This is a genomic window from Leclercia sp. LSNIH1 (assembly GCF_002902985.1).
Lineage (GTDB): Bacteria > Pseudomonadota > Gammaproteobacteria > Enterobacterales > Enterobacteriaceae > Enterobacter.
The window spans coordinates 773,950-797,649 of sequence record NZ_CP026167.1; the positions used below are offsets into that span (position 1 = coordinate 773,950).

17 protein-coding genes are annotated in these 23,700 nt (G+C 57.1%); 6 read left to right on the forward strand and 11 right to left on the reverse strand.

From position 1 onward, the window contains the following. Window positions 1-73: 73 nt before the first annotated feature. Complete coding sequence (gene argB / locus C2U54_RS04025; protein ID WP_103177484.1) at window positions 74-850, reverse strand: acetylglutamate kinase; 777 nt, start codon at window positions 848-850, stop codon at window positions 74-76. A 6-nt stretch (window positions 851-856) separates the two neighbouring features. After that, complete coding sequence (gene argC / locus C2U54_RS04030) at window positions 857-1,861, reverse strand: N-acetyl-gamma-glutamyl-phosphate reductase (protein WP_103177485.1); 1,005 nt, start codon at window positions 1,859-1,861, stop codon at window positions 857-859. A gap of 88 nt (window positions 1,862-1,949) precedes the next feature. Between argC and argE the strand changes: the two genes are divergently transcribed. The 3 genes from argE (at window position 1,950) to C2U54_RS04045 (ending at window position 6,944) form a co-directional block, all read left to right on the forward strand. Next, complete coding sequence (gene argE / locus C2U54_RS04035) at window positions 1,950-3,101, forward strand: acetylornithine deacetylase (RefSeq protein ID WP_103177486.1); 1,152 nt, start codon at window positions 1,950-1,952, stop codon at window positions 3,099-3,101. Window positions 3,102-3,348: 247 nt separating this feature from the next. Beyond that, complete coding sequence (gene ppc, locus C2U54_RS04040; protein ID WP_103177487.1) at window positions 3,349-6,000, forward strand: phosphoenolpyruvate carboxylase; 2,652 nt, start codon at window positions 3,349-3,351, stop codon at window positions 5,998-6,000. Between the two features lie 95 nt (window positions 6,001-6,095). Continuing rightward, window positions 6,096-6,944 carry a helix-turn-helix transcriptional regulator gene (locus C2U54_RS04045; RefSeq protein ID WP_103177488.1) on the forward strand — a complete coding sequence of 283 codons (849 nt, stop codon included), beginning with the start codon at window positions 6,096-6,098 and terminating at the stop codon, window positions 6,942-6,944. Here the strand turns inward: C2U54_RS04045 and C2U54_RS04050 are convergent. The 5 genes from C2U54_RS04050 to C2U54_RS04070 are packed head-to-tail and all read right to left on the reverse strand — an operon-like array spanning window position 6,931 to window position 11,894. Continuing rightward, window positions 6,931-7,278: a PTS fructose-like transporter subunit IIB gene (locus C2U54_RS04050; RefSeq protein WP_371816563.1), complete on the reverse strand. Its 348-nt coding sequence runs from the start codon at window positions 7,276-7,278 to the stop codon at window positions 6,931-6,933. The two genes, C2U54_RS04045 and C2U54_RS04050, sit on opposite strands and share 14 nt — an antisense overlap. A gap of 11 nt (window positions 7,279-7,289) precedes the next feature. Further along, a complete protein-coding gene (locus tag C2U54_RS04055; RefSeq protein WP_103177490.1) occupies window positions 7,290-8,165 on the reverse strand; it encodes a [formate-C-acetyltransferase]-activating enzyme in 876 nt (291 codons plus the stop codon). Continuing rightward, entirely contained in the window at window positions 8,131-10,428 is a 2,298-nt protein-coding gene (locus tag C2U54_RS04060; RefSeq protein ID WP_103177491.1) for a formate C-acetyltransferase, read from the reverse strand. Before C2U54_RS04060 ends, C2U54_RS04055 begins: the two co-directional genes overlap by 35 nt. Window positions 10,429-10,479: 51 nt before the next feature. Continuing rightward, complete coding sequence (locus C2U54_RS04065; protein WP_103177492.1) at window positions 10,480-10,800, reverse strand: PTS fructose-like transporter subunit IIB; 321 nt, start codon at window positions 10,798-10,800, stop codon at window positions 10,480-10,482. A 14-nt stretch (window positions 10,801-10,814) separates the two neighbouring features. Further along, window positions 10,815-11,894: a PTS fructose transporter subunit EIIC gene (locus C2U54_RS04070; protein WP_103177493.1), complete on the reverse strand. Its 1,080-nt coding sequence runs from the start codon at window positions 11,892-11,894 to the stop codon at window positions 10,815-10,817. Window positions 11,895-12,208: 314 nt separating this feature from the next. On the opposite strand from C2U54_RS04070, the gene ptsP reads away from it, so the two are divergent. The 3 genes from ptsP to gldA are packed head-to-tail and all read left to right on the forward strand — an operon-like array spanning window position 12,209 to window position 16,503. Then, entirely contained in the window at window positions 12,209-14,710 is a 2,502-nt protein-coding gene (gene ptsP, locus C2U54_RS04075; protein ID WP_103177494.1) for a phosphoenolpyruvate--protein phosphotransferase, read from the forward strand. 14 nt (window positions 14,711-14,724) lie between these two features. Further along, window positions 14,725-15,387 carry a fructose-6-phosphate aldolase gene (gene fsa / locus C2U54_RS04080; protein ID WP_103177495.1) on the forward strand — a complete coding sequence of 221 codons (663 nt, stop codon included), beginning with the start codon at window positions 14,725-14,727 and terminating at the stop codon, window positions 15,385-15,387. A gap of 12 nt (window positions 15,388-15,399) precedes the next feature. After that, a complete protein-coding gene (gldA, locus tag C2U54_RS04085) occupies window positions 15,400-16,503 on the forward strand; it encodes a bifunctional L-1,2-propanediol dehydrogenase/glycerol dehydrogenase (RefSeq protein WP_103177496.1) in 1,104 nt (367 codons plus the stop codon). Between the two features lie 112 nt (window positions 16,504-16,615). Here the strand turns inward: gldA and katG are convergent, their stop codons facing one another. The 4 genes from katG to metB all read right to left on the reverse strand — a co-directional run bounded on the left by katG (window position 16,616) and on the right by metB (window position 23,625). Beyond that, entirely contained in the window at window positions 16,616-18,787 is a 2,172-nt protein-coding gene (gene katG / locus C2U54_RS04090; protein WP_103177497.1) for a catalase/peroxidase HPI, read from the reverse strand. A gap of 144 nt (window positions 18,788-18,931) precedes the next feature. Continuing rightward, window positions 18,932-19,822 (reverse strand): methylenetetrahydrofolate reductase, encoded by an 891-nt coding sequence (metF, locus tag C2U54_RS04095; protein WP_032615268.1) that lies wholly within the window; start codon window positions 19,820-19,822, stop codon window positions 18,932-18,934. A gap of 207 nt (window positions 19,823-20,029) precedes the next feature. Then, window positions 20,030-22,462 carry a bifunctional aspartate kinase/homoserine dehydrogenase II gene (locus tag C2U54_RS04100; protein ID WP_103177498.1) on the reverse strand — a complete coding sequence of 811 codons (2,433 nt, stop codon included), beginning with the start codon at window positions 22,460-22,462 and terminating at the stop codon, window positions 20,030-20,032. A 2-nt stretch (window positions 22,463-22,464) separates the two neighbouring features. Next, window positions 22,465-23,625 (reverse strand): cystathionine gamma-synthase, encoded by a 1,161-nt coding sequence (gene metB / locus C2U54_RS04105; RefSeq protein WP_103177499.1) that lies wholly within the window; start codon window positions 23,623-23,625, stop codon window positions 22,465-22,467. Window positions 23,626-23,700 lie beyond the last annotated feature (75 nt).

Sequence of the window (23,700 nt, forward strand, 5' to 3'; positions counted from 1 at the left end):
ACATCGTTCCTTTATTCGTTAGTTCTGCCGGGTGGCGCTGCGCTTACCCGGCCTACGGTCATTCATTAAAAACTTACGCTAGAATACGCGTGCCAATCGGCGTGCCGTTAAACAGCGCCGGAAGCTGCTCCGCGTGACGCCAGGAGGCGATATCCACCGGACGGCCCAGCGTGCGCGCCGCATCCAGCGCGGCGTTCACTTTGACAATCATGCCGTCAGTAATAATGCCCTGATCAATCAGCTGCTCGGCTTTTGCCGCGGTCATCTCCGCAATGCGCTGGCCTTTGCCGTCCAGAATGCCGCTCACGTCGGAGAGCAGGATCAGGTCTGCGCCCAGCGTTGCCGCCAGGGCGGTTGCCGCCTGGTCAGCGTTGACGTTCATCAGTTGCCCCTCTTCGGTCACACCGATAGAGCTGACGACAGGCAGGAAACCGCCTTCCAGCAGCGTATTGATCAATTTTGGCGAACCCGGCTGGGCCAGGCCAACGTGGCCAAGCTCTTCATCGAGCTGGGTCACCTTAACGCTGTCGCCATCGCCCAGGTAGAGACCGACAGAGGCGATATGGTGTTTCTTCGCCCAAGCCAGCAGGGTTTTGTTTGCCGTACCCGCCAGCGCACCGGTAATGATGTCGATCTGATCGGCAGGCGTCACGCGCAGGCCGTTTTTCTTTTTCACCGGCAGGTTCAGGCCTTTCATTAACTCATCGACCACACAGCCGCCGCCGTGAACAATCACCAGCGGGCGTTGATGTGATTCGCGATAGTTGACCAGCGCGGTAAACAGACGCTCCAGCGCCTCTTCGCTGTCCAGCAGTACACCACCAAGCTTGATAATTAATGGGTTCATCATCACACCTTAAATAAGAGACTGCGTTTCAGCATAGCCAAAACGAATATTTGCGCACTGCATTGCCTGGGCGGCAGCGCCTTTCAGTAAGTTATCTTCTGCGGCCACCACAATCAGGTGCTCGCCCTGCACGGCAAAACCGATGTCGCAGAACGGCAGGCCGACCACATTTTTCAGCGCGGGCACGCCTTTGTCATAGAGACGCACCAGCGGTTTATCCGCATACGCCTGGGTAAAAGCCTCGCTCACCTGCTCTTTGGTCACGCCAGGCTTCAGGCGGCAGGTGATAGTTTCGAGGATCCCACGCGGGAAACTGCCCAGGTGCGGCGTGAAAATCACCTCCGCGCCCAGATGGGTAGTAATTTCCGGGTGGTGGCGATGGTTAAACACGCCATACGGTTGCAGGCTCACTTCACAGAAGCTGTTGGAGATAGCCGCTTTGCGTCCTGCCCCGCTCACGCCGCTGGTGGCGTTGATCACTGGCCACTGGTTCAGATCCAGCAGACCCGCGTCGATCAACGGCTTCAGGGAGAGCTGCGCCGCCGTCGGGTAGCAACCCGGTACGGCAATCAGATTCGCTTCTTTCAGTTTATCTGCGCTCCACTCCGCCAGACCGTAGACTGCCTGTTCAAGCAGGTCCGGGTGCTGATGGGTGAAACCGTAGTATTTTTCATAGAACGCGGCGTCGTTCACGCGGAACGCACCGGAGAGATCGAACACCACGCAACCGGCCGCCAGGAACTGCGGCGCCAGATCGTGGCTGACTTCGTGAGCGGTGGCTAAAAACACCACATCCACGCCGTCGGTAAATTCGCTGATATCCGACATTGGCTGCAATGGCAGATCGACAATCCCTTTAAGCTGCGGATGTAAATCGGAAATTAACTTTCCTGCATCATTGCTTTGCGCTGAGACAGTCAAAGCGGTTATGGTCATATGAGGATGGCGATTCACGTAGCTTACAAGCTCTGCGCCCGCATAACCGCTAGCGCCTACAATCAGCGTATTCAACATCGGGTTCCTTTATGCTCAACGTTAATGTATTTTTATTCACATTTATTGCATGAATATTGATACTATCACGACCTAAGGTGTGTCAACAATGAAAATGAATTTACCGCCATTTATCGAGATCTACCGCGCCCTGATTGCCACGCCGTCCATCAGCGCAACGGAAGAAGCGCTGGATCAGAGTAATGAGACTTTAATCAATCTGCTGGCAGGCTGGTTCAGCGATCTCGGGTTTAAGGTGGAGGTTCAGCCGGTGCCGGGAACCCGTAACAAATTTAACCTGCTCGCCAGTACTGGCCAGGGTGCGGGCGGCCTGCTGCTGGCAGGGCATACCGACACCGTGCCGTTTGATGACGGACGCTGGACGCGCGATCCCTTCACCCTGACCGAGCACGACAACAAGCTCTACGGGCTGGGCACTGCTGACATGAAAGGCTTCTTCGCCTTTATCCTCGACGCGCTGCGTGACGTCGACGTGACAAAACTGAAAAAGCCGCTCTATATTCTGGCTACCGCCGACGAAGAGACCAGCATGGCCGGGGCACGCTACTTCTCGGAAAACACGGCGATTCGCCCGGATTGCGCCATCATCGGCGAGCCGACATCCCTGCAACCGATTCGCGCGCATAAAGGCCATATCTCTACGGCGGTGCGCGTGCTGGGCCAGTCCGGCCACTCCAGCGATCCGGCGCGCGGCGTTAACGCTATTGAACTGATGCACGACGCCATTGGCCGCATCATGACGCTGCGCGACGACCTGAAGGAGCGGTATCACTACGATGCCTTCACGGTCCCTTACCCGACGCTGAACCTCGGCAGCCTGCACGGTGGTGATGCCTCTAACCGTATCTGCGCCTGCTGTGAACTGCATATGGATATTCGCCCGCTGCCGGGCATGACCCTGAACGACCTCGACGGCTTGCTGAACGAAGCGTTGGCCCCGGTGAGCGAGCGCTGGCCGGGTCGCCTGACGGTCTCTGAGCTGCATCCGCCAATCCCGGGTTACGAGTGCCCGCCGGACCATCAGCTGGTGGAAGTGGTGGAAAAACTGCTCGGCGAGAAAACCGACGTGGTGAACTACTGCACCGAAGCGCCGTTTATTCAGACCCTCTGCCCGACCCTGGTGCTTGGCCCAGGCTCTATTAACCAGGCCCACCAGCCGGATGAGTACCTGGAAACCCGCTTTATCAAGCCAACCCGCGAACTGATCGCTCAGGTTGTGCATCACTTCTGCTGGCATTAATGACTGTTCCCCTCTTTCGCGAGAGGGGAAAAATCTCATGATCTTCGTCACATTCTCATAAGCATCTCTTATCTGACGCAAAGCGAATTAAATTTCGTAAATTGCCCCTATTTATTCGTTTGCTGAACCGTTTTCGCAGCAATTGACGACGGGGGTTTTACGTGGCTTTATAAAGGGAGATGACAAAATAATGTCCGCGAGATGGCTTTACGGGCATAAACAAAAATGATGGGGTGACTGGGTTTTTATGAACGAACAATATTCCGCGTTGCGTAGTAATGTCAGTATGCTCGGCAAGGTGCTGGGAGATACCATCAAGGATGCGTTGGGCGAGAACATTCTCGATCGCGTTGAAACAATCCGTAAGCTGTCCAAATCTTCCCGCGCGGGTAACGAAGCCAATCGTCAGGAGCTGCTCACCACGCTGCAGAACCTCTCCAACGACGAACTGCTCCCTGTTGCCCGAGCCTTCAGCCAGTTCCTGAACCTGGCAAACACCGCCGAGCAGTACCACAGCATTTCGCCGAATGGCGAAGGGGCCAGCAACCCGGAAGTGATTGCCCGCACGCTCAGAAAACTCAAGGACCAACCCGATCTTAACGAAGCCACCATCAAAAAGGCCGTCGAGTCCCTGTCGCTGGAGCTGGTGCTCACCGCCCACCCGACCGAGATCACCCGTCGTACCCTGATCCACAAAATGGTGGAAGTGAATAACTGCCTGAAGCAGCTGGATAACAAAGAGATCGCTGATTACGAACGTAACCAGCTGATGCGCCGTCTGCGCCAGCTGATTGCCCAGTCCTGGCATACCGATGAAATTCGTAAGCACCGCCCAAGCCCGGTTGACGAAGCCAAATGGGGCTTTGCGGTGGTGGAAAACAGCCTGTGGGAAGGGGTGCCAAACTACCTGCGCGAGCTGAACGAGCAGCTGGAAGAGAACCTCGGCTACCGCCTGCCGGTGGATTTTGTGCCGGTACGCTTCACCTCCTGGATGGGCGGCGACCGCGACGGCAACCCGAATGTGACTGCCGACATCACCCGCCACGTACTGCTGCTGAGCCGCTGGAAAGCCACAGACCTGTTCCTGAAAGATATTCAGGTGCTCATCTCTGAGCTGTCGATGGTTGAAGCCACGCCGGAACTGCGCGAGCTGGCCGGCGAAGAGGGTGCCAGCGAGCCGTACCGTTATCTGATGAAAAAACTGCGCGGCCAGTTGCTGGCAACGCAGGCCTGGCTGGAAGCCCGCCTGAAAGGCCAGCGTCTGCCGAAGCCGGAAGGACTGCTGAGCCAGAACGAGCAGCTCTGGGATCCGCTGTATGCCTGCTATAAATCGCTGCAGGCCTGCGGTATGGGCATCATCGCCAACGGCGAACTGCTCGACACCCTGCGCCGCGTGAAGTGTTTTGGCGTGCCGCTGGTACGTATCGACGTGCGTCAGGAGAGCACCCGTCACACCGAAGCGCTGGGCGAGCTGACCCGCTATCTTGGCATTGGCGACTATGAAAGCTGGTCAGAAGCTGACAAACAGGCCTTCCTAATCCGCGAGCTGAACTCCAAGCGTCCGCTGCTGCCGCGCAACTGGGAGCCAAGCAACGAAACTCGCGAAGTGCTCAACACCTGCAAAGCGATCGTTGATGCGCCGAAAGGATCGGTGGCCGCCTATGTGATCTCCATGGCGAAGACCCCATCCGACGTGCTGGGTGTTCATCTGCTGCTGAAAGAGGCGGGCATCGACTATGCGCTGCCGGTGGCACCGCTGTTCGAAACCCTTGATGACCTGAACAACGCTAACGACGTGATGACCCAGCTGCTGAATATCGACTGGTATCGCGGCTTTATTCAGGGCAAACAGATGGTGATGATTGGCTATTCCGACTCCGCAAAAGACGCGGGCGTAATGGCAGCATCCTGGGCGCAGTATCAGGCGCAGGACGCACTGATCAAGACCTGCGAGAAAGCCGGTATTGAACTGACCCTGTTCCACGGTCGCGGCGGCTCTATCGGTCGTGGCGGTGCGCCAGCGCATGCGGCGCTGCTTTCCCAGCCGCCGGGCAGCCTGAAAGGCGGTCTGCGTGTGACCGAACAGGGCGAGATGATCCGCTTCAAGTACGGCCTGCCGGAAGTGACCATCAGCAGCCTGTCGCTCTACACCAGCGCCATTCTGGAAGCCAACCTGCTGCCGCCGCCGGAGCCGAAAGAAGCCTGGTGCCATATTATGGACGAGCTGTCAGATATCTCCTGCGATCTGTACCGCGGCTACGTGCGTGAAAACAAAGATTTCGTGCCTTACTTCCGCTCGGCTACACCGGAGCAGGAGCTGGGTAAACTGCCGCTCGGCTCCCGTCCGGCCAAGCGTCGCCCGACCGGTGGCGTAGAGTCCCTGCGTGCCATTCCCTGGATCTTCGCGTGGACGCAAAACCGCCTGATGCTCCCGGCCTGGCTGGGTGCCGGTGCCGCGCTGCAAAAGGTGGTGGACGATGGCAAGCAGAGCGAACTGGAAACCATGTGCCGCGACTGGCCGTTCTTCTCTACCCGTCTGGGCATGCTGGAGATGGTCTTCTCCAAAGTCGACCTGTGGCTGGCGGAATACTACGACCAGCGCCTGGTGAAACCCGAGCTGTGGAAGCTGGGTAAAGAGCTGCGCGAGCTACTGGAAGGCGACATCAAAGTGGTGCTGGCTATCGCCAACGATTCCCACCTGATGGCCGATCTGCCGTGGATTGCGGAGTCTATCCAGCTGCGTAACATCTACACCGACCCGCTGAACGTTCTGCAGGCAGAGCTGCTGTACCGTTCACGTAAAGCGGAAGAAGAGGGTCAGGAGCCAGATCCGCGCGTGGAACAAGCGCTGATGGTCACCATCGCAGGCGTTGCGGCGGGGATGCGTAACACCGGCTAAGCGTAAACCTGATGTAATCAGGCCACACTATGTGTGGCCTTTTTTTATGCTTACAGGTAAGGTTTTGGCTTTGTTGCAACGGGAGAAGGTAAATTATGCAGCCAGATATCAGTCACATACTGGCAGAATTAATTGGTAGCCCTGTGCGGCTGGGTCATGTTCATTTTGCCAGCTCACCTTCTCCGGCCCCTGCCCTTGCATTACAGGTTGATTTCCCACGCCTTGAAATTATCCTGGAGGGCGTCGTTGAGGAGAGCGCCGCACCGGCGTTACAGCAGTACGACATCCTGTATATACCCGCGGGCGGATGGAATTTCCCTCACTGGCGACAGCCTGCGACAACCTTGAGTATCCTCTTCGGCAAACAGCAGCTCGGTTTTAGCGTCCTGCAATGGGATGGCGTCATGCACCGCAATCTGGCTAAACAACATGTTGCCCGGCGCGGGCCGCGCATTGGTTCTTTTCTGCTGCAAACGCTGCACGAAATGCAGATGCAGCCGCAGGAGCAGCAGACCGCGCGCCTGGTCGTCGCCAGTCTGCTGAGTCATTGCAACGACCTGCTTGGCAGCCAGATCCAGACGGCATCGCGCAGCCAGGCGCTGTTCGACGCTATTCGCAGCCACATCGATGATAATTACGCTTCGCCGCTTACCCGGGAATCCGTAGCCCAGGCGTTTTATATCTCACCCAACTACCTGTCGCATCTTTTTCAAAAAACCGGTGCGGTGGGCTTTAATGAATACCTGACGCATATCCGTCTTGAACACGCGCGTCAGTTACTTAAGGGCTATGATCTGAAAGTGAAAGAGGTGGCGCACGCCTGCGGATTTGTCGACAGCAACTATTTTTGTCGGCTGTTTCGTAAGAACACGGAACGTTCCCCGTCAGAGTATCGTCGCCAGTATCATAGCCAGTTGACCGGTAAGGCGGTTAAGTCAGATTAACCTGCGTGTGCTGAGGGGCGGTTAACAACTTCCGCACGGCGCTCATTACCTTGTGCGGCTCGCGCAGAAAGGCGTTGATACCACATTTCACATAACGACAATATTCAAAGCGTTCGCTACCCGCCAGTTCAATATCGGTGATTAACAGTGCCAGATCGGCACGATGGATATCCTCTTCTGTCAGCTCGTTTTCAATCCCTAACGCCCCCTGGGTTTCGATACGGACAGCCCAGTTCTCTTGCTGACAAAGTTTTTCCAGACGCTCGGCGGCCATGTAGGTGTGCGCCACGCCGCTCACGCAGGCTGTTACCGCCACCAGTTGTCTTCCCGTCATGACTGACATTGTTAACCTCCCACGGTTACCTGAAAACCTGCACGTTCTGCCAGCAGGCGTATGGCGGCAATCTCATTCGCATCCGGCGCGGCCACATCACGCATTAACCATGTTTGCCCTAGCAGACGGTATTTTGGTTCGCCATATTGATGAAAAGGCAGTAAATGCAGCTGCCGTATCCCTGAGGGTATCAGAAATTCCAGCACGCGCGTGATGTTGGCCGAGTCCAGTGTGTAGCCCGGGATAAGCGGAACCCGGGGGATGACGTTAACCCCCTCTGCCGCCAGGCTGCGCAAGTTCTGTAACACGCGGGGCAAATTCATATTCACGATAGCCCGCGCCTGCTCTGGTTCCATGATCTTCAGGTCGAACAGCACTTCATCGCACTGCTGCGCCAGCGGCAGCAAACGCGACAACGGCGCATCACCCGCCGTCTCGATTGCGGTATGCACGCCATAACGGCGCAAACGTTGCAAAAATTGTGTGGCGAAAGGCGCCTGCATCAGTACTTCTCCGCCTGACAGCGTGACGCCGCCGCCAGAAGCGCGAAAGAAAACATCGTCTTTCATCACCTCCTGTTCCAGCTCGTCGAGCGTCACATCCCGGCCGATCCGCTCAAACGCCCCCGAAGGGCACTCATCGGCATCGCGTAAACAGGGCGCGCAATGCAGGCATTTGCTCTCCCGGCGTACGGTTTCGATTTTTTGCGACATCGATTCAGGGTTGGCGCACCACGGACAGGTATGCGGGCACCCTTTAAAGAAGACCACGGTACGTATGCCGCGCCCGTCATTCAGGGAGTAACGCTGGATATTGAAGATGCGCGCCACAGGCGCGCGTGTCTCAATGACCTCACAGCTGATGCGCGGTGCGGCGGATAATGTCATCCTGGATCTCCTTCGACAACTCGACAAAGAAGGCGCTGTATCCGGCAACCCTGACCACCAACCCGGCAAAATCCTGCGGGCGCAGCTGGGCTTCACGCAGCGTATCTCCATTCACCACGTTGAACTGAACGTGCTGTAGTTTGAGCTGGGTAAACGCGCGCAGGAAATCGGCCAGCTTTTGCAGCCCGGCATCGCCCTCAAGCGTCGCCGGAGTAAATTTCACGTTGAGCAAAGTGCCATTGGAGAGCAGATAATTATCCAGTTTACTGACTGATTTCAGCACCGCCGTAGGCCCCTGCATATCCTGACCGAGCATCGGTGAGAGACCGCCATCCGCGAGCTGCTCCCCTGCCAGCCGACCATCTGGCGTAGCTCCCACTACGGCACCTAGCGGGACGTGCGCCGACACCGTATAAGAGCCCGGCGTGAATTGCCCACCTCTTGGATTGCGATATTTTTCGACCTCTTTGCAATAATGGCGCAGCAGTTCCGCACTAATATTGTCAACTTCGTCGATATCATTGCCATATTTATCGAAGCGGTTGATCAGACGCGCCCGGATTTTTTCTCCTTCCGGAGTGGCAAAATTGGCTTTCAATAGTGCCAGTAGCTCATCAAAACTTAAGCGCTGCTGCTCAAACACCATCCCTTTTAATGCATGTAGCGAGTCGCTCAGGTTGGCGATCCCAATGCCCTGCACACCAGAGAAGTTATAGCGGGCGCCGCCGTCGGTGATCTCTTTTCCGTTGTCCAGGCAATCGCTGATAAAGGAAGAGAGCAGCGGCACTGGCGCCCAGTCCCGATGCCCGATATCGCAGATATTGCTCCCTTCAACCATCAGGGCAATGTAATGGTTTATTTTGTGGCGAATATCGTCGAGCAATCCTTCATAGGTCAACCCGGCATTACCTTCGTTCTCCTGTATGGCTATTTCCATGACTTTCAGCAGGTTAAACATGGCGATATCGTGTAGACCGTAAGTTTTGCCCGGTATAGAAAGCTCAACGCAGCCAACAACGGCGTAATCCCTGGCATCTTCCAGCGACACGCCACGATTAAGGAATGCGGGCACCACCACTTCATCGTTAAAAATCTGTGGGATGCCGGTACCGAGGCGGATAGTCTCTGCCGTTTTCAGCAGGAAGGGCCTGTCGATCAGCTCGTTGACGCGTACGCCAAGATTGGGTTGCGGTAGCTGAACGCTCTGGTAGGCGTCCAGACAGAGAAATGACAATACGTTCACCGCGCTGCGGCCATTTTCGGTCAGGCCGCCTAACAGCGCGGTATAACCGGTCGGAAACCCGGCGAAATAGCGGGCGCTACTGGTGGAGCGTAGCAGCACCACGTCATTACATTTTACCCAGAGCGATTCCAGCAGCTCTTTGAGGAACGCGGCGTCTTCGCCCTGGGTGAGCGAAGCCTGGTAGAACGGCAGCATATATTGGTCGAAGCGACCAATGGAGAGCGAACTGGCGTTCGATTCATACTGCAAAATAATGTTCATATACCAAAACAGCTGACACGCCTGCCAGAAGGTCTGCGGCTTATGCTGCGCGTTATGCCGCGAGATCTCAGCGATGGTCAGTAGCTCCTGACGACGCGCGGCATCCGGGCAGTTTGCCGCCATCTGATCCGCCAGCAACGCATAACGCAAAATGTGGCGTTGGGAGGCTTCAAGCAGCAACAAGACGGCCTGGTAGAAGATGTTTTGTGGATCTTGCGCGCAGTGCGCGCGCATCTGGGCCACTAAGGCGCCCAAACCGTTATTCAACAAGCGCGGATAGTCGATGATAATGTGGCCCTGGCCTTTATCCGTCTGGTTAATACTGAATATTTGGGTGCCAACGGCGGCTTTTACCTCATCCGTCATCTGGCTGTTGATGAAGTCTTTCATCGAACGTTTTTCCCAGTAGGGATAAAGTTGTTCGCGATAGGTTTGCTTATCCTGCTCGCTGATTTCAAAACGGTCCTGAGGGCGGGTGGGGAATTGATCCAGCTCTTTCAGCAGCCAGTAGGGATCCATTTCCGGAGACATAATCCCGGCGCGCGGTTTCACCGTGCGGTTACCGGCAATCAACTCCTCATCACGAATCGCAATTTCTACGTGGTCAAGAATATACGCCGTCGCTTTCGCCCGGCGTATCATTACCGGTTCACCTTCCGTTTGTTGATGACTGGCGGTGTAAAGCACTGCGCGTTCGAGCGAAATCTCTCGTGGGTGAGCAAATAGCGCGTCTTTCAGGCGTTGGATACGGTTCGTCATGAGGACACTCCGGTAGAGGAAAACACTCCCGCCCCTCAGGGCGGGTGGAGATCAGGCAGTTTGCGCCAGATGCGCATCAATTTTGTTCATGATCGCTTCGGCGCGTTTTACCGCGTCGCTGATGTTGACGCGCACGATGGTTTTTCCAGTGAAGCGCTCTTCAAATTTGATGCCGATGTCTTTGGTCAGAATGACCATATCCGCCGCGGCGATCTCTTCGGCTGTAAGCTCATTCTCCAGACCAATCGAGCCCTGCGTTTCGACTTTGACTTCCCAGCCTTTCGCTTTCGCCGCGCTTTCAAGCGCTTCCGCAGCCATGTAGGTATGCGCTACGCCAGATGGACATGCGGTTACTGCAACAATTCGGGTCATGCTCTCTTCCTCACTCAGTTAATTTCAAAATCCAGATCCAGGTCGTCATCTTTTTGCGCAACCTGAGTCGTGTTCTTACGCGCCAGACTCTTCAGCACATTGACGCTCACTGCCGTTACCACCGCACCGACCACAATCGCAGCGATATAGCCCAGCTTGCCTTCCACGACGGGCAGCACAATCAGGCCGCCCCATCCGGCGTAACACTGCGCTCCAAGCATTGCCGCGGTCACGGCGCCACAGACGGAGCCCAGCATGATCGAGGGGATAACCCGCAGGGGATCGGCGGCGGCAAAAGGAATCGCCCCTTCGGTGACGCCAACACAGCCCATCACCAGAGCCGCTTTCCCGGCTTCACGCTCTTCGCCGCTGAAATTTTTACGATTAATCAGCGTTGCCAGGCCCAGCCCCAGCGGCGGCACACAGATGCCAACCGCGGCAATCGCCACGACGGTATAAACCCCCTGAGCCACACAAATCAGCATAAAGGCATAGGCAACTTTGTTGATGGGCCCACCCATATCGAAGGCCAGCATCAGCCCCATGATCACGGCCAGTACGACGATGCTTCCCTGCTGCATACCTTGCAGCCACTGGGTTAAGCCAGTTGTGAGCGCGCCAACAGGTTCACCCAACCCCCACATCATGATGCCTGCAGTAATAAAGGTGCCGATGATGGGGATGATGAAGATGGGCATGACGGAGCGCAGAACTTTCGCTACGGGCAGCTTTTTCAGGTAATAGACGACGATACCGCCCAGTACCCCGGCAATAATCGCCCCGAAGAACCCGGCGCCGAAGCTGTTGCCAACCCAGGCCGCAATGGCGCAGGGCGCCAACGCCGCGCGCTCAGCAATGGAATAACCGATGTAGGCGGCCAGGAATGGCACCATCAGCGTGAGTCCGGCAACACCAATATCAAACAGTTTTTTCAGATTGGGATCGGTCGCGGCATCCGGCACCGCGCCCTTGCCGTAGAGCATTACGGATATCGCCAGCAAGATACCGCCCGCCACGACAAAGGGGATCATATGCGATACCCCTGTCATCAGATGCTGTCGCGTGTTTTTAAGAATCTGCACCAGTTCTTTCATAGGTCGCTCCCGGGCTATGTTTGGCCCAAATCCATAACGATGTTGTGGCAAACAATAGGCAATCCGGCGGGGTACAGACAGTGGATAAAAACGCCATTTACTGGATTTTTGTAATATAGAAAGAAAAATGCGATCCGCCTCTTAATTTCTTCTCCTTCTGACTCGCGCCAGATAAAAGGCGTGTTGTGAACAAAGTCTCACTTCCAGCGAGACATTACATTTGTCCAGTTTTTGGCAGAAATGTCACATAGCGCGCATCCTCGCCACACTCGTATGCTGATTGCCATGTATGACTCGTGATTTCAGGAGTGGTTATGGCTCTGGTGGTGGAATTTACCTGTGATTTGCCTAATGGCGTTCATGCGCGGCCGGCAAGTCATGTTGAAACGCTGTGTAATTCATTTACGTCACAGATTGTGTGGCACAATCTGCGTAGCGGCCGGAAAGGCAGTGCGAAAAGCGCGCTGGCGCTGATTGGCACCGACACGCTGGCAGGGGATGCTTGCCGTCTGCTTATTACTGGCGCGGATGAACAGGATGCGCATCAGCAACTTGAAAGGTGGTTTAAAGAAGAGTTTCCTCACTGCGATGCTCCGCTGGCTGCAGCCATCAATACCGAACTTTCCCCGCTGCCTGAATCCTTAACACGCCTTAATCCCACGTTGTTTCGCGCGCTGGCGGTTTGCAGCGGTAGCGCCCAGGGGGTCTTAACGCTCCTGACCTCCCTTGATCTCAATGCGTTAACCGATTTACCCACTGCCGGAACCCAGGAAGAGGAACAGTCGGCGCTGGATAATGGCCTGAAGCTGCTGGTTAAAAACATTGAGCTGCGCATGCTGGATAACGACAGTACGGCCAGCGCCATTCTGGAGGCGCATCGCTCGCTGGCCACGGACGCCTCGCTGCGCCAGCAGCTTCTGGCAGGCATTAATGAAGGGTTAAGCTGCGCGCAGGCCGTGGTTAAGACCGCCAGCCATTTTTGCGCAGAGTTTGCCCGCTCCAGCAGCAGTTATCTTCAGGAGCGCGTGCTGGATGTACGCGATGTTTGCTATCAGCTGTTGCAGCACATCTACGGCGAGCAGCGCTTCCCGGTGCCGGGCCAGCTGACGCAACCGAGTATTTGCCTGGCTGACGATCTTACTCCCGGCCAGTTTCTCGAGCTTGATAAAACGCTGCTGAAAGGGTTGCTGTTAAAAAGCGGCGGCACCACGTCGCACACCGTTATTCTTGCACGTTCCTTTAATATTCCGACGCTGGTGGGGGTTGATAGCGAAAGCCTGCTCCAGTGGCGCAACCAGCCGGTATTTATTGACGGCAATGCCGGCGCGGTGGTGGTGAACGCCAGCGAAGCTGTGGCGCGTTATTACCAGCAGGAAGCGTATGTTCAGCAAGCCCTGCGTCAGCAGCAGAGCGTCTGGCTGAACCAGGAGGCGCGAAGCGCGGATGGCCTGCGTATTGAGGTGGCTGCCAACATCGCGCATGCGCTGGAAGCCCAGACAGCCTTTGGCAACGGCGCAGAAGCGGTCGGTCTGTTCCGCACTGAAATGCTCTATATGGACCGCGCCAGCGCGCCGAGTGAAAACGAGCTTTACAACATTTTTTGCCAGTCGCTGGAGAGCGCAGGTGGGCGCAGCATCATCGTGCGCACGATGGATATCGGTGGCGATAAACCAGTGGAGTACCTGAACATCCCGGCGGAGAACAACCCATTCCTGGGCTATCGCGCGGTACGTATTTACGAAGAGTACGCCGCGCTCTTCACGACTCAACTGCGGGCGATCCTCCGCGCATCAGCCCACGGCAGGCTGAAGATCATGATCCCGATGATCTCCTCAATGGAAGAGATCCTGTGGGTCAAAGAGAAGCTCGCTGAAGCAAAACAGCAGCTGCGCAGCGAACAGATCCCCTTTGATGAAAAAATCCCGCTCGGCATCATGCTGGAGGTGCCGTCCGTGATGTTCATCATCGATCAGTGCTGCGAAGAGATTGATTTCTTTAGTATCGGCAGCAACGACCTGACGCAATATCTGCTGGCGGTGGACCGCGATAACGCCAAAGTCACCCGTCACTACAACAGCCTGAACCCTGCGTTTTTGCGCGCGCTGGATTATGCCGTGCAGGCAGTCCACCGCCAGGGAAAATGGATTGGCCTGTGCGGCGAGTTGGGCGCCAAAGGCTCAGTCTTGCCGCTGCTGGTCGGCCTGGGGCTGGATGAAATCAGCATGGGTTCACCCGCGATCCCGGCAACCAAAGCGCGCCTTGCGCAGTTGGACAGCCGCGCCTGCCGTCAGTTGCTTAATCAGGCAATGAATTGCCGCACCTCGCTGGAAGTTGAACATCTGCTGGCGCAGTTCCGTATGAATCAACAGGACACGCCGCTGGTGACCCCGGTCTGCATTTCGCTGGATAACGACTGGCGCAGTAAAGAAGAGGTGCTGAAAGGCATGACGGATAATCTGCTCCTCGCCGGGCGCTGCCGCTATCCGCGCAAGCTGGAGGCCGATCTCTGGGCGCGTGAAGCCGTGTTCTCTACGGGCCTCGGCTTTAGCTTCGCCATCCCACATAGCAAATCTGAACATATTGAACAGTCGACCATTAGCGTCGCCCGATTAAAAACCCCGGTGCCATGGGGCGAGGAGGAGGCCCAGTTCATTATTATGCTCACGCTCAATAAACATGCCGCTGGTGACCAGCACATGCGCATCTTCTCGCGCCTGGCGCGCCGGATTATGCATGCCGATTTCCGCAACGCGCTGGTCAATGCCAGCTCCGAAGAGGCTATTGCCACCCTGCTGCAACATGAATTAGAACTGTAAAACGAGGAAGAGTCATGGAACTGTATCTGGATACCGCCAACGTGGCGGACGTTGAACGCCTCGCCCGCATCTTCCCCATTGCTGGCGTCACCACCAATCCGAGCATTATTGCCGCCAGCGGTGAGCCGCTCTGGGAAGTCCTGCCGCGCCTGCAGAACGTCATCGGCCCGCAGGGCATCCTGTTTGCCCAGACAATGAGCCGCGACGCCGAAGGGATGGTTGCCGAAGCCAGACGCCTGCGTAAAGCGATCCCTACTATCGTGGTCAAAATTCCGGTTACCGCTGAAGGGCTGGTTGCAATTAAAGTCCTTAAAAAAGAGGAGATTACTACGCTCGGCACCGCAGTTTACAGCGCCTCACAAGGTTTGCTGGCGGCGTTAGCCGGGGCGAAATACATCGCGCCCTACGTCAATCGCGTGGATGCCCAGGGAGGCGACGGGATCCGCACGGTACAGGAGCTGCAAAGCCTGCTGGAAATGCATGCACCAGAGAGCAGCGTGCTGGCCGCCAGCTTCAAAACGCCACGTCAGGCGCTGGACTGCCTGCTCGCCGGTTGTGAAGCGATCACCCTGCCGACTGATGTAGCGCAACAAATGCTCAATACGCCAGCGGTAGAGTCAGCCATAGACAAGTTTGAGCAGGACTGGAAAAACGCGTTTGGTAGCCTCAACCTGTAAAGGAGACATAGGATGGATCGTATTATTCAATCACCTGGCAAATACATTCAGGGTGCAGATGTGCTCTCACGCCTCGGCGACTACCTGAAACCGCTGGCGGCGCGCTGGCTGGTGGTGGGCGATAAATTTGTGCTGGGCTTTGCGGAAGAGACGCTGCGCCAGAGCTTTAAACAGGCGGAACTGTACGTAGAAATCGCGCCATTTGGCGGCGAATGTTCACAGAACGAGATCGACCGGCTGCGCAAGCTGGCGAAAAGTGCAGATTGCCAGGCAATCCTCGGCATCGGCGGCGGTAAAACACTGGATACCGCTAAAGCACTGGCGCATTTCATGGATGTCCCGGTCGCCATCGCCCCGACCATTGCCTCTACCGATGCACCCTGCAGCGCGCTTTCTGTTATCTACACCGACAGCGGGGAGTTTGATCGCTACCTGATGCTGCCGCATAACCCGAACATCGTGATTGTGGATACCAAAGTGGTGGCAGGGGCGCCTGCACGTCTGCTGGCAGCCGGCATCGGCGACGCGCTGGCAACCTGGTTTGAAGCCCGGGCCTGCTCACGCAGCGGCGCTACCACCATGGCGGGAGGCAAATGCACCCAGGCCGCGCTGGCGCTGGCCGAACTGTGCTACAACACCCTGATTGAAGAGGGTGAAAAAGCGATGCTGGCGGCAGAGCAGCATGTGGTGACTCCTGCCCTTGAGCGGGTCATTGAAGCCAACACCTATCTGAGCGGCGTCGGTTTTGAAAGCGGTGGCCTGGCAGCGGCCCACGCCATTCATAACGGCCTGACCGCCATTCCGGACGCCCATCATTACTATCACGGCGAGAAAGTGGCGTTTGGCACGCTGACCCAGCTGGTGCTGGAGAATGCCCCGGTTGAAGAGATTGAAACCGTCGCGGCACTCTGCCACAGCGTAGGGTTGCCCATCACGCTGGCGCAGCTGGATATTACCGAAGATATCCCCGCTAAAATGCGCCTGGTGGCGACAGCAGCCTGTGCGAAAGATGAAACCATCCATAACATGCCGGGCGGGGCAACGGCGGATCAGGTGTATGCCGCCTTGCTGGTGGCCGACCAGTACGGTCAGCGTTTTATGCAGGAGTGGGAGTAGCCCTTATTGCCGGGTGGCGGCTGCGCCTTACCCGGCCTACAAAACCCGTAGGCCCGTGCAAGCGTAGCGCCGCCGGGCAAAAAAATCCCCGCCGGAGCGGGGATTTTCCTGTTTACAGCAGATCGAACCGGTCGAGGTTCATCACTTTCACCCATGCCGCGACAAAGTCGTTCACGAACTTCTCGTGGGCATCGCTGCTGGCGTAAACCTCCGCCAGGGCACGCAGCACGGAGTTAGAACCGAACACCAGGTCGGCACGACTCGCCAGATATTTGACTTCCCCGCTCACACGATCGCGCCCTTCGAACAGCTCGCTGGATTCATCGGTGGCTTTCCACTGTGTGCCCATATCCAGCAGATTGACGAAGAAGTCGGTGCTGAGTACGCCCACGCGATCGGTAAAGACGCCGCTCTTACCGCCATCAAAGTTAGCGCCCAACACGCGCAGCCCACCCAGCAACACCGTCATCTCTGGCGCGGTCAGCGTCAATTGCTGCGCTTTATCAATCAGCAGCGATTCGGTGGTGGAGACGTCAATCGCCGCCCGGTAGTTACGGAAACCATCGGCAACCGGCTGCAGCAGCGTAAACATGCCGATATCGGTCTGATCCTGACGCGCATCAACGCGGCCTGGCGTAAACGGTACGGTGATGTTGAAGCCCGCCGCTTTCGCCGCCTGCTCAACGCCCACCACACCGGCCAGCACGATGATGTCCGCCAGCGATGCTTTATGCGCCGATTTATAGATCCCTTCCAGCACCGGCAGTACGCGCGCAGCCACGGCGTTGACATCCCAGCTACGCTGCGGTGCCAGCGCCAGACGTGCGCCGTTGGCCCCGCCACGCTTATCGCCACCGCGGAAGGTGGAAGCCGACGCCCATGCCACCGACACCAGCTCGCTGACCGACAGGCCAGAAGCCGCAATGTCCGCCTTCAGGCTTTCGATATCTTCAGCGGTCGGGTGGAAGAACGGCTGCGGCAGCGGATCCTGCCAAATCAGCTCTTCTTTCGGTACTTCCGGCCCGATATAACGGGAAATCGGCCCCATATCACGGTGGGTCAGTTTGAACCATGCCCGGGCGAAGGCTTCGTTAAAGGCCTGCGGATCGTTGAGGAAACGACGGGAAATTTTGTCGAATTCCGGATCGAAACGCAGCGTCAGGTCGGTCACCAGCATGGTCGGTTTACGTTTTTTCGACGGGTCGAAGGGATCCGGCATAATTTCCGGCGCATTTGACGCTTCGAACTGGATAGCACCAGCCGGACTGCGGGTTTGCACCCAGTCGTATTTGTAGAGATTTTCGAAGAAGTAGTTGCTCCACTGGGTCGGCGTCTGGGACCAGATCACCTCCAGGCCGGAGGTAATGGCGTCCGCCCCGATACCGGTACCGTGGGTGCTGGCCCAGCCCAGGCCCTGAGCCTCAAGCGGGCCGCCTTCCGGATCGACACCCACATGGCTGGCTTCCCCTGCCCCGTGGGTTTTACCCAGCGTATGGCCGCCTGCGATCAGCGCGACGGTCTCTTCATCGTTCATCCCCATGTTGCCAAAGGTGGCGCGGATAGCCGCTGCCGCCGACAGCGGTTCACCGCTGGCGTTGGGCCCTTCAGGGTTAACGTAAATAAGCCCCATCTCGGTGGCGCCAATGGCGCTTTTCGCCAGGCTTTCCGGATGGCGATGCTCCAGCCAGGCTTTCTCATCGCCCCAGTTAACGTCCAGATCTGGTTCCCAGACATCTTCGCGTCCGGCGCCAAAGCCAAAGGTTCTGAAGCCAGAGTTCTCCAGCGCCACGTTGCCCGCAAGAATAAACAGATCGGCCCAGGAGATTTTCTGGCCATATTTTTGTTTGATCGGCCACAACAGACGACGCGCCTTATCGAGGCTGACGTTGTCCGGCCAGGAGTTAAGCGGAGAGAAACGCTGTTGACCGCGGCCTGCGCCGCCACGCCCGTCGACAGAGCGATAGGTGCCCGCACCGTGCCACGCCATGCGAATGAACAGACCGGCATAGCTTCCCCAGTCTGCAGGCCACCACGGTTGGGAATCGGTCAGGAGCGCTTTCAGATCGCCTTTCAGAGCGGAGTAATCCAGCTTGCTGAATTCTTTGCGGTAATTGAAATCTTTGCCTAGCGGGTTGGAACGTTCGGAATGCTGGTTGAGAAGATCAATACGAAGTTGTTTAGGCCACCAGTCCCGGCTGTTGGTGCCGGCACCTGCACTCTTGTCATAACTGCCCTGATGGAAAGGGCACTTACCTGAATTCTGGTTCTCGTCGGACGTACTCATCGCTCTGCTCCCTCTATGGTTTTATCGTTAGGATATACACCACCGGGAATAAGAGATAATTGAAACAATCCACAGATTTGATAGTTAATACCGTTGTTATCCGGCTGAAATAAAAAAGCCCTCATCTTACTGAGGGCCTGGTTTTTACAGACCCGGGCGAACCCCTAACGTGTGGCAGATCGCGTAGCTCATTTCGGCGCGGTTGAGGGTATAGAAATGGAAATCCTTCACCCCTTCGCGGCTTAAAATCTTCACCATATCCATGGCGATACTGGCACCCACCAGCTTGCGGGTTTCGGCGTCATCGTCCAGGCCTTCATACATCTTCGCCATCCAGTGCGGAATGCGCACGTTGGTCATGTCGGCAAATTTCTTGGCCTGCTTAAAGTTAGAAACCGGCAGGATGCCAGGGATAATTTCCACGTCGATGCCGGCAGAGACGCAGCGGTCACGGAAACGCAGATAGCTTTCAACATCAAAGAAAAACTGGGTGATGGCGCGATTGGCACCCGCATCCACTTTGCGTTTCAGGTTGAGCAGGTCCGCCTGGGCACTTTTCGCTTCCGGGTGTACTTCCGGGTAAGCCGCAACGGAGATGTCGAAATCGCCCACCTCTTTCAGCAGCGCTACCAGATCGGTCGCGTACATATCCGGCTTACCGCTGCCCGGCGGCAGGTCGCCACGCAGGGCCACGATGTGGCGGATACCGTTATTCCAGTAATCCTGGGCGATGGTGCGTAGCTCGTCGCGGGTGGCGTCGATACAGGTCAGATGCGGGGCAGCTTCCAGACCGGTACGATCCTTAATGCCTTTAATGATACTGTGCGTGCGGTCGCGCTCGCCGGAGTTGGCGCCGTAGGTCACGGAGACAAATTTGGGTTTCAGGCTGCTCAGGCGATCGATAGAGGCCCACAGGGTCTGCTCCATTTCACTGGTGCGCGGCGGGAAAAATTCAAAAGAGACGTTAATCTGGCCGTTTACTTCAGCCAGGCTCTGATTCAGGGCTTCCCGCTGGTTGGCGTGAAAAAAGCTCATACCTTACCTCATCAATCGCGTGTCGTTGTTTGTTATGCTTCGAACTTCTATACGTTTAGACGTCCAGATGTAAAAATGACGGAAAAGCGGACTGGCGTCAACTGAAAATATCACCATTGACGGTGAGGAATGCTCAGGGAAGTTGAAAAAAGTTCAGGATGGGAAAAAAGAAGGCCCGGTAAGCGTTGCGCCACCGGGCATAGGGCTTTACAGCAGCTGCGCCAGACGGTTGATATCGGACTGGATCGCCCCGGCGGTCACGTCGCGGCCCGCACCTGGACCACGGATCACCAGCGGGTTATCGCGATACCAGCGGCTTTCAATGGCGAAGACATTATCGCACGGCAGCAGCGCCGCCAGCGGATGTTCCGGGCGGACAGCCTCAACCCCAACGCGCGCCTTGCCGTTGGCATCAAAACGCGCCACGTAGCGCAGCACCAGACCCATTTCGCGCGCCGCTTCCAGCCGCTGTAGCATCTGCTCGTTCAACGCTTCACCGTTCTCGAAGAAGTGATCCACAGACCCCTCTTCGCAACCCGCCGGCACCAGCGACTCCACGCGAACCTGACCCGGCTCGATGTCGTAGCCCGCTTCACGCGCCAGGATTACCAGCTTACGCATCACGTCTTTCCCTGAGAGGTCAACGCGGGGGTCAGGCTCGGTCAGCCCCTGCTGCCACGCCTGATCCACCAGGTCGGTGAACGGCACGGTGCCATCAAACTGCAGGAACAGCCAGGAGAGCGTCCCGGAGAAGATACCGCTGATCGCCAGAATGCTGTCGCCGCTATCGATCAGATCGCGCACGGTGTGATTCACCGGCAGACCGGCACCAACGGTGGCATTGTAGAGCCAGTGACGGCCCGTTTTTTCAAAGGCGTCATGGATTTGACGATAGTTACGGGTATTGCTGGCGCCCGCCAGCTTGTTAGCGCTGATGACGTGGAAGCCGTGGCTGGCGAAATCAAGATATTGATCGGCCAGCTGCTCGCTGGCGGTGACATCCAGCACCACCAGATCATCATAGGGGTGGGCGCGCATCCACAGGAAGAGCGACTCTTCATCCTGTTCGATGGCTTCATCGTTGAAGAAGGCCAGCGCACGGCTGGCGTCCAGCCCTTCATAACTGAGCAGGCTGCGGCGGCTGTCCACCACGCCCGCCAGTACAAATTCAAAACCGGTACGCGCTGACAGCGTGGTTTGCTCGCGGGCAAACAGCTCCAGCCAGCGGGAACCGATATTCCCTTTCCCAAACAGCATCAAACCGATGCGTTTTTCGGCGCGGAACAGCGACTGGTGCAGGCCCTGGATCAGACTCTCCGTTGGCCCGGTGCGCATGACCGCCACCAGGCTGATGCCCTCCTCGGACTGCCAGGTAAATTCAACCGACTGCCCCTTCAGCTGCTGCCAGAAACGGTGGCAGTGCAGTGGGTTACGGGTGACGCCCGCGCCCACCATCGCAATCAGCGCCAGCCCCTGACGCAGGCGAAGCTCGCCCGGCAGGCCCGCTTCATCCAGAATCTTCAGCGCGCTGTCGGCCACTTCGGCGGTGTAGCAGAACTGCAGCAGGTGACGATCGGTATGCACACCCACGGCCAGCGGGCGCACCTGGGCACGCTTGAGGATCAGGTCGATCTCTTTATGCGCCAGTTTGAAATCGTGGCCGGCGGGAACGAGGAACTCAATCAGGCAGATATCGTCATGGCTGGTGACAATACGCGCCCCCGTGCCGGAAGCCAGCACGCGCTCAATGCGGGTGGAACCCTGATCCGGCGTATAGCTACAGCGCAGCTGCAGATCGATATCGCTGCCGGAAACCGGCTGCAGGGTACGGGCGTGGAGAACCGGGGCCGCCAGACGGGCCAGCTCGCTGGCTTCATCGAGACGCAGCAGCGGCAGCAGGCAGGCATCTTTAACCTTACGCGGATCGGCGCTATAGACGCCCGCCACGTCGCTCCAGATCGTGACGCGCGACACGCCCGCCAGCGCACCAATCTGCGTTGCGGAGTAGTCGGAGCCGTTACGCCCCAGCAGCACGGTTTCACCCGCATTGCTGCGGCTGATAAAGCCGGTCACGACAATACGTTTATTCGGATGCTGCACCAGCAGCTGCTGGAGCAGCGGATAAGAGAGGCCTTCATCAACCTGTGGCTGAGCGCCACGTTCGGCACGCAGGAAGTCCCGCGCGTCCAGCCATGCGGCCTCCAGCCCCTGCTGTTGCAGAACCGCCGCCATCAGACGGGCAGACCACACTTCACCGTGGCCCACCACCTCGGCGTAAACGGCATCGGTCACGCCGCTGTCGAGTAACGCGGCCAGCCGCTCCAGATCCTGGATAAAGTGGCTGATCAGGCCATCGGCCACGTCGGCAGGCAGTAACCCGGCGATCAATTCACTCTGATAACGGCGTAACGCTTGTTGAACCTGATGCGCAGAGAGACGATCGGTCTGGCTTAACTTCAGCCAGCTAATCAACTGGTTGGTGGTGCTGCCCGCCGCAGAGACAACCATCATGTCCCCCGGCATCGAATACTCTGCCATGATCCCCGCGACCCGCAGGTAACATTTCACATCAGCAAGACTACTACCACCAAACTTGTGCAGCTGGCGACCCTTCGCCCCTGCCTGCGCTATCACACTCATGATTACCCCTTGGCTGCGATCCGGAAGCCATTTTCCAGATCGGCAATTAAATCTTCACAATCTTCAATACCGGTTGAGATACGCAACAGCGTCTCGGAGATCCCGGCGGCGGCACGCGCTTCTGGCGCCATGCCCGCGTGCGTCATGGTGGCGGCGTGGGAGATCAAACTTTCAACCCCACCTAAAGATTCCGCCAGCGTAAACAGTGACAGCCCGCTCAGGAAGCGACGTAGCGTCTGCTCATCGCCATCCAGCTCAAAACTTAACATCGCGCCAAAACCCTTTTGTTGACGCGCAGCAATCTCGTGTCCCTGATTCTCCGGCAGCGACGGGTGATAGAGCTTTTTCACCAGCGGCTGGGTCTTCAGGAAATCGACAATCGCCTGGGCATTACGCTGCGCCACATCCATACGCGGCGACAGGGTACGCAGACCACGCAGCAGCAGATAGCTGTCGAACGCGCTGCCGGTGACGCCGATGTTATTCGCCCACCATGCCAGTTCAGTGACAACCTCTGGATCTTTCGCAATCACCACCCCGGCAACCACGTCCGAGTGGCCGTTCAAATATTTGGTGCATGAATGCAATACCAGGTCTGCTCCCAGTGCCAGCGGGTTCTGTAGCGCCGGACTGAGGAACGTATTATCCACTACACTTATCGCTCCCGCATCCCTTGCAAGCTGACAAATTTTTGCAATGTCCACGACGCGCAGCAATGGATTGCTCGGACTTTCGATTAATACCAGCTTCGGTTTTTCTGCCAGCGCCTGTTTCAGCGCCTGCTCATCACCCTGATCGACAAACAGCACGCGATAGCAGCCACGCTTCGCCAGGCTGTCAAACAGGCGGTAGCTGCCGCCGTAACAGTCGTGTGGGGCCACCAGCAGATCGCCAGGTTTCAGGAACACCGTGGTCACCAGGTGAATAGCCGACATGCCGGTATTGGTCATCACCGCACCTGCGCCACCTTCCAGCTCCGCCAGCGCGCGCTGGGTGACATCACGCGTAGGGTTACCACGGCGCGAGTAGTCATGGGCGCGTGGTTCATTAAATCCGGTGAAGTTATAGGTACTGGAGAGGTGAATCGGCGGGACAACGCAGCCGTACTGTTCGTCATCATTCAATCCGCTACGCACTGCGATGGTGGCCTGTTTACGCGTCATGGTGAAGGCTTCCTGGCTTAATGGATGAAAAGTCAGGCACCAGAGTAAACATTGATTATATGGACGTCAATACAT